Source organism: Caldimonas mangrovi (genome assembly GCF_023721835.1).
Classification (GTDB): Bacteria; Pseudomonadota; Gammaproteobacteria; order Burkholderiales; family Burkholderiaceae_C; genus Caldimonas; species Caldimonas mangrovi.
In genome coordinates, this window is the sequence record NZ_JAMKFE010000038.1 from 1 (window position 1) to 2359 (window position 2359).

Here is a 2359-nt window from a genome sequence, read left to right on the forward strand (position 1 = left end):
TGGGGCTGGTGCCCCGGCAGCGCTCCAGCGGTGGCAAGAGCCAGTTGGGGGGCATCACCAAACGAGGCCAGACCTACTTGAGGATGCTGCTGGTGCAGGCGGCCAAGTCGGCGGTGATGACGGCACACCGCCGAGACGATCGCATCTCGCGTTGGGTGCTGGCCTTGCGAGAACGCTCGGGCTGGCAGAAGGCGGTGGTGGCGCTGGCGAACAAGAACGCGCGCATCCTGTGGGCGGTGATGACGCGCGGCGAGGCGTTCGATGCCAACCACGTGAGCACCAAGCCGCAAGGCGCCTGAAAACAAACCGATTCCTTGCATGACGTGATGAAGAAGATGCACTGAACAGGTCAGACCGGCAGCGGGCAAGCTCGGCTAACCCCTGGTGGCCTCACATCAACGAGAGGTCCACGCGATAGGAATGGAGCCCCGCTGAGCGGTTCGTATCTGGGTCCGCATCGGCCGCGCACCGCGCTCGATGCAACAAGGCCGTCTGTAGAGTGGCAGTCTGTTCTCTGTCTCGGCGCAACTTCGATATCTCGTCTATGCCGCAACGATCAATGCAGACCATCAAGCGATTGACTGTGGGGGGAGTCCCTGTAAAGGGTTAGGCGCCTGCATTGGGACCACCCTGCTTCTGCTCAAGTTCGCGCCACTGCAGGCGCTCGCGCCTTCTGTGTACCCGGCGGAGAAGAAGACCAGCGAGCAGCGCCACGACGAAGCAAGCAACGAAGACAAGAAAGCCTACCCAGTTGTTCTCGACCAGCCAGAAGGTGTGATACGTGTCTAGCCCGTGGCCACCGCGCACAGCGACCACTGCTCTTTGAACCATGGCAACGAGCGCAACAGCCGAGGCAAGACCTGTAAGGACCAGGCCGACGCGCAGACAGCGTGCCAGACGCGGCCGGTTCGGTTGATGCGCATCGGTCGTCATGAGGCGTCTAACGTTCGACATGAGCGGCGTGACGCCGCGGGCGAAGCCCGCGGTGGCACGTCCGCTCGATGGAGGGGTTAGCCGCCGACTGCACCTTGAACTGCCTCGTAGTGCGAAACGACGGGAAATGGTTCATAGAAGTGATGGAGCAGCTGCTTCCACTGTTGGTACTCGGGCGACTGGCGAAACCCTACTTCATGCGCTTCGAGTGATTCCCAGCGTACGAGCAACACGTACTCGTTTGGCCGTTCGAGGCACCGCTGCAACTCGTGCGAGACGTAGCCAGGCATGGAGGCAATGATTCGCTGCGCTTTCACGAAGGCAGCCTCGAACTCGGCGGCTTGCCCAGCCCGCACCTGCAGCGGAGCAACCTCGAGGATCACCGCGCTGAACCGGCGTGGCGGCCGGCTTGTATTTCGATGGTCAAGCGACAAGGCACGGCAGTTCCTTCGGTGGCTAACGATTGACGTGAGCGGCACGCAACGGCGCCGCTGATGGTGACGGAGCAAGCAATCGCCGCCCGCCGTTGTGTGTCCGCTCGACGGAAGGGTTGGGCGTCATTGCTCGGAGTACCACTCCAGGAACTCTTCGGCAACTTCTGGCGAAGACATTTCCAACACCGCTTCGGCGATTGCGTGCTGCCCTTTTGCTGCGGCTATGGCCGACAGTGCGCACGCTAGAAAGCTGGCGTCCCAGTGACGACTCGACGCCTGAGAGACCAAGCTGGGAAGACGCGAAAGCGACTCGAAGTACGGCGCCTTCAGATCCTCGGGGATTTCTACATCGTTCTTGGCGCGACATACCTCGACCCAAGCGGGAAACTGAAAGAAAGATTCATCGGCCTTCGCTGGTGCAGTGGCAAGAGCGGCTACCACATAAGGGACAGCAGCAAAGGAAGCCGAGTAGACATCGCCTTGATGTGCCAACGCGCTCCAGAGCGTGAACCACGGCTCGGACTCGCCTTCGGATTTTGGAAGTTCGCGCAGATGCTCAAGTAGCGCAGGGATATCTGCCGCACTGCCGTATGCATGCTCAAGTTCGGACCAACGCTTACTTTCCAGGCTCAGCATATTCGCTCCTATGACGCCCAACGATTGACGTAAGCGGCACACAACGGCGCCGCTGATGGCGACGGAGCGAACAATCGCCGCCCGCCGTTGGGTGTCCGCTCGACGGGAATACGAAGGGACATCCCCAGTCCTGCAACGGCGACAAAGAGCGCCAAGATTGGTGGTTGCGAATTCATCAATCTGAAGCTTTGGAAAGGGGAAGTCCGTGGAGCAGATTACACGAGGCGACCGTTGCCGGGAAGCCACCCGGGTGGGTGTGGACCTGGCCAAGCAGGTGATCCAGGTGCACGCGGTGGATAGGCGCGGCCGGGTGATCACCAGCCGGGCGCTGCGACGCGATCAGTTCCTGCCATGGT

Annotated in this window: 4 protein-coding genes and 1 pseudogene; 2 read left to right on the forward strand and 3 right to left on the reverse strand. The window is 61.3% G+C overall.

All coding sequences use genetic code 11. The annotated features are described in order from the left end of the window. A partial coding sequence (locus M8A51_RS26085) for a transposase (protein ID WP_251781547.1) occupies positions 1–299 on the forward strand: 299 nt, incomplete at its 5' end. Between the two features lie 307 nt (positions 300–606). On the opposite strand, the gene M8A51_RS26090 is transcribed toward M8A51_RS26085, so the two are convergent. The 3 genes from M8A51_RS26090 to M8A51_RS26100 form a co-directional block, all read right to left on the reverse strand. Further along, positions 607–933 (reverse strand): hypothetical protein, encoded by a 327-nt coding sequence (locus M8A51_RS26090; protein WP_251781548.1) that lies wholly within the window; start codon positions 931–933, stop codon positions 607–609. Between the two features lie 77 nt (positions 934–1010). Next, positions 1011–1316, reverse strand: a complete 306-nt coding sequence (locus M8A51_RS26095) for an antibiotic biosynthesis monooxygenase family protein (RefSeq protein WP_251781551.1) — start codon at positions 1314–1316, stop codon at positions 1011–1013. 174 nt (positions 1317–1490) lie between these two features. Beyond that, positions 1491–2003 carry a hypothetical protein gene (locus tag M8A51_RS26100; RefSeq protein ID WP_251781550.1) on the reverse strand — a complete coding sequence of 171 codons (513 nt, stop codon included), beginning with the start codon at positions 2001–2003 and terminating at the stop codon, positions 1491–1493. 205 nt (positions 2004–2208) lie between these two features. On the opposite strand from M8A51_RS26100, the pseudogene M8A51_RS26105 reads away from it, so the two are divergent. Further along, positions 2209–2359 (forward strand): annotated as a pseudogene (locus tag M8A51_RS26105) (IS110 family transposase); the annotation flags it as partial.